This is a genomic window from Rhodococcus sp. 06-235-1A (genome assembly GCF_002258785.1).
In the GTDB taxonomy this organism is placed as follows: domain Bacteria; phylum Actinomycetota; class Actinomycetes; order Mycobacteriales; family Mycobacteriaceae; genus Rhodococcoides.
This window is the reverse complement of sequence record NZ_NOYI01000032.1, coordinates 1-4,420: the sequence shown is the minus strand read 5'-3', so window position 1 is coordinate 4,420 and position 4,420 is coordinate 1. Positions and strand designations below refer to the sequence as shown.

Below are 4,420 nucleotides of genomic sequence, written 5' to 3'. Positions count from 1 at the left end.
GTCGAGGAGGTCGTGGTGGCGGTGGCGGTGGCGGAGGCGGCGCGCGCAGTCGCACGTCGAACGCTGGCACCGGACCCTCTCGGGGCAACTTCGGAGGCCGGAGCAGCGGGCGGCGGATCCCGTCGATCTCGGGAGGCGTCCAGTCCGCCCGCGCCGGGATCTCGCGCGGCAGTCAGTCCCTCGACTCCATGGCTCAAGACATCGCCGGCGATGTTCCGGGCCGTCCCTTCGCAACGAACGAGGTCATGAAGTGAGCACCACCGCACCCATGCGTCACCGCCAGACGTACATGATCGGCCCCGCGCCGAAGGAATCGTTCCTGCTGGGTCTGAACATCGCCGCAAGCGCCTACCTCTTCGGCTGCGCACTCGTCGGTGTGGGCGTGCTCTCGATCGCCGACAACAAGCTCTACGCGCTCGCCTTCATCGGCGTCATGGGCATCACCGCGCTACCGCTCGTGGCGCGGTTCCAACGCAAAACCATCTACCAGTGGGTCGCCCTGTATTCGCAGTGGCTGATCCACGTGTCGAAAGGCGAGAACTTGTACCTCTCCGGACGTTTCTCCCGCGTTCCCGGCGGCACCAACCGCCTGCCCGGCGTGCTCTACGACAGCGTCCTGCACGACGGCTGGGTCCAGCACCAGTCCCGACAGAAGTTCGGCGTCATCGAGATGCCCAAGACCCACCAGTTCACCATCGTCATCGAATGCTGGCCCCAGGGCAACGAAGCAATCGACCAAGACGCAGTCGACAACTCGGTGTTCTCCTGGGGCGCGGCGGTGAACTTCATCTCCCAAGCCGGCGACGTCGACGGCGTCACCGTGGTCATCGAGAACGGCCCCGAGTCCGGCAATCGGCTCAAACGTGAAGTGCGGTCGATGGCCCACGAAGACGGCTTCTACGGCGGCGAGCTGCCGGCACGCATGATGCTCGAGTCCGCGGAATACCTCCCCTCCGGCACACCGCGCTTGTGGGCGCGGGTGGCCATCACCTACCAAGCAGCGACCGCGAGCCGACGAAAGGACCCGGGCGAGCAGATCAAGGAACTGGCCCGCCGCATCGGCGGCGTACTGACCGTCCTCAACGAAGCACAGCTCAACCCGCGACTGCTCGCCTCGGAAGAGATCGTCTCGTTCGTCAAACACGCCTACACCCCGGCCGCGCTCTACGATCTCGAACTCGCGGAAATGCAGGGCGGACACGATCTGGGCTGGGAGGACGCCGGCCCTCAATCCCAGAAGGCGAACATCTCGAACCTCTTCCACGACGGCTGCTACTCCACGACATGGGAAATGGCCGAACGCCCGAAGAACTCGTTCGTCGAGACGGTGCTGCGACCACTGCTCGACCCCAACCCGGACGTGCTGCGCAAGCGAGTGGCGATCTGCTACCGCCCCCACTCACCGGCCGAAGCCGCGACCATCATCGGCCGCGACCTCAAACACGCCACCAGCGGTGTGAACAACCTGGGCAAGAAGGGCCCCAGTTTCGAGGCGCAACAGCGTTTGAAGAGCGTCGAGGAGCAGCTCGAAGAACAGGGCCACGGACACGGGCTGACCATGGTCGGACTGTTGGTGACGGTCACGACACCCGACGGCGAGGACCGACCCAAGGCCGATTCGGTCACCAAGGATCTCGGCACACGATCCTCACTTCGGTTGCAGCGCTTGTGGTTCACCCAGGACACCGGATTCGCGGCGACCCTCGGCGTCGGCGTCCTCATGCCCTCGCACACCAAGAACGTCGCGAAGAAGCTGGGAGCGTGAGATGAGCATCAAACGCCCCTGGCGACGGGCTGCCCGTGCCGCCTCCCACCGCGAGCTCAGCCGCACCGCTGCACAACGTCAGCGCGAACAGCACTGCGAGAGCATCGATTCCGCCCCGGTGGCCGTACTCGACGACACCGAGCGCCGCGAGCTCGAACGCGCCGCCGAATCGAAGAACATCGCCGTCTCCTGGCGGGCGCGCCTGCATCTGGGACGCGACGCTGCAGCTCGGTCGAAGACCGTGGGGCACTCCCGCGAAGCAGAGACTCTGCGCGGCAACCACATGGGCCTGTCCGGACGGGGCGGCGGCAAGGCCGGACCGGTCCTACCCATGACCGAATTCCGCGCCACCACACTGCAAGCTGCCGGTATGTGGCCGTTCCCGGTCGGGGCCGGGGCACCGATCGTCGGTGTGCCGCTCGGTGTGCACCTCTACACCGGTGCACCGGTGTGCTTCGACCCGCTCTCGTGGATGACCCGGGCCCGGTTCCTCCAGCAGCCGTCGATGATGCTGCTCGGGCTGCCCGGCTTCGGTAAATCGACGTTGGCCCGCAAGATCATCCTCGGCCTGATCTACGCCGGAGTCTCCACCCTGATCATGGGCGATATGCGGCCCGACTACCGCAAACTCGTCGAAGCCCTCGGCGACAGGGGCCAGATCATCGACCTCGGTCTGGGACGTGGGCAGATCAACCCTCTCGACATGGGACCGCTGGCCCAGATCCTGACGACCCTCGATGCCGCCGGCACCGACGCCGCCGACAAGACCGCGGCCCTGGTGCGCAAACGTATCGCCGGCGACCGGGTACGACGGGTCAAGACATTGCTGCAGGTCACCCGCGGCAACGCTCCGATCGAAGACTTCGAGATCTCCGCCCTCGGTGCCGCGATCCGCCTGCTCGAGGAACGCTTCACCGGCGACGTCCAGCCGCTGCTCTCCGATCTGGCGGACGTCCTCGAGGAAGGCCCCGACCCGGTACGGCGGGCATTCAAATCCGACACCGACGCCGAATACCGCGCCGACTCGAAGACACTGCGACGCACCCTCAACGCCCTGATCGACGGTGAGTTCGGTGAGGTGTTCTGCGGCCAGACCACCGTCCCGATCGACATCAACGCCGCCGCTGTCTGCGTCGACGTCTCGGGAATCGGCACCGCCGACAAGACCCTCAAGGGCGCGGTCCTGCTCGCCTGCTGGGAGCACGGCTTTGCGGCCACCGACGCTGCCCACTACCTGGCCGACGCCGGGTGCGGACCTCGCCGCAACTTCCTGGTCGTCCTCGACGAGATGTGGCAGGTGCTGCGCGCTGGCGTCGGCATGGTCGATCGCGTCGACGAATTGACCCGCCTGAACCGGGCCTGGGGTACCGCACTGTTGATGTGCACCCACACCATCAGCGACCTCGAATCACTGCCCAACCCCGAAGACGTCGCGACCGCCAAAGGCCTGGTCGAACGCGCCGGAGTACTGGTGGTGGGCGCGTTGCCGCGCAAGGAGATGGCGCGACTGTCCGGCATCAAACCGTTCACCGACACCGAAGTCGCCGACATCACCTCCTGGTCCTCACCGAAGGCGTTGACCGGTGAGGCCGGCGCTCTGAGCGCTCCTCCCGGGCAGGGCAAGTTCATCGTCAAGCTCGGTGAGCAAGGCGCACCGGGTATTCCGTTCCGGACGGTGCTCATGCCCTCCGAGATCGAATCCGGTGTCCACGACACCAACTACCGGTTCACCTTCGTAGGCGACGACGCCGACGACTACGACGAGGTCGCGTGAGATGGCAAACGGATCTACACCAGCGAGTTTCGCGACAAATGCCTCGCGCTCGTCGGCGAGCAGATGAAGACCGCGTCCTCACGCGAGGAGGCCGTCGTCGCTGTGGCTGCGGCACTGCGCATCCCGGTGACCACCCTGCGTAACTGGGTGCGCAACGAACGCGGTGCAGCACGCGTGAGCCAGTTCCCCGCCGACACCGAACTGGCCGTCCGCGAGCTCCGCGACCAAGTGACCATCCTGCAGCGCGCTCTCGGCCGCGAAAGGATCTGAACCGGTGAAAAGCACCGCCAGCAAGGGGACGTTGGTCGGCGTCGCCCTGTTCCTCTCGCTGATCCTGGCGCTGGTGCTGCTCATTTTCCCCGGCGACGACGAACCGAAGGTCGGGGACTGCCTGCCCGGCGGCGCACCGACCGCGACGTTCCCCGCCGGCACCAAGGTCAAGCCGATGAAGGCCGGCACCTACCAGTTGACGTCCGGGTTCGGTCCGCGTTGGGGCACCATGCACAAGGGACAGGACTTCGGATCGGCCGCAGGCGAACCGATCTACGCCACCGCCGACGGTGTGGTGTCCAAGGCAGGGGCGGCGTCGGGGTTCGGTGAGTGGATCGTCATCGACCACAACATCGACGGACAGATTTTCTCCAGTGTCTACGGACACATGTTCCCCGACGACCTCGAGGTAACCCCCGGCCAGCAGGTCCACGCCGGCCAGGAAATCGCGAAAGTCGGCTACAACGGCGAGGTCTCACCTCCCGGGCCGGGAGGTGCGCACCTGCACTTCGAGATCTGGCAAGGCGGACACGACGCCGGCGAAGCCGTCGATCCGGCCCCGTGGATCGCCGCGGCATCCGAGCCCGACGCCCCCGCCGCGAGCCCCGCCA

The 4,420-nt window shown here is 66.5% G+C and carries 4 protein-coding genes and 1 pseudogene; all 5 read left to right on the top strand.

Annotation, left to right across the window (positions count from 1 at the left end):
- A pseudogene (locus tag CH275_RS29820) lies at positions 1-254 on the top strand (hypothetical protein); the annotation flags it as partial.
- Positions 251-1,765 (top strand): SCO6880 family protein, encoded by a 1,515-nt coding sequence (locus tag CH275_RS26955; protein WP_256991238.1) that lies wholly within the window; start codon positions 251-253, stop codon positions 1,763-1,765. The pseudogene CH275_RS29820 and the gene CH275_RS26955, both read left to right, overlap by 4 nt.
- Position 1,766: 1 nt before the next feature.
- Positions 1,767-3,539: a hypothetical protein gene (locus CH275_RS26950; RefSeq protein WP_094681227.1), complete on the top strand. Its 1,773-nt coding sequence runs from the start codon at positions 1,767-1,769 to the stop codon at positions 3,537-3,539.
- A gap of 63 nt (positions 3,540-3,602) precedes the next feature.
- Positions 3,603-3,809, top strand: coding sequence for a hypothetical protein (locus CH275_RS26945; protein WP_094681226.1), 207 nt, complete (start codon positions 3,603-3,605; stop codon positions 3,807-3,809).
- Between the two features lie 4 nt (positions 3,810-3,813).
- On the top strand, positions 3,814-4,420 hold a 607-nt coding region (locus CH275_RS26940; RefSeq protein ID WP_256991237.1), incomplete at its 3' end, for a M23 family metallopeptidase.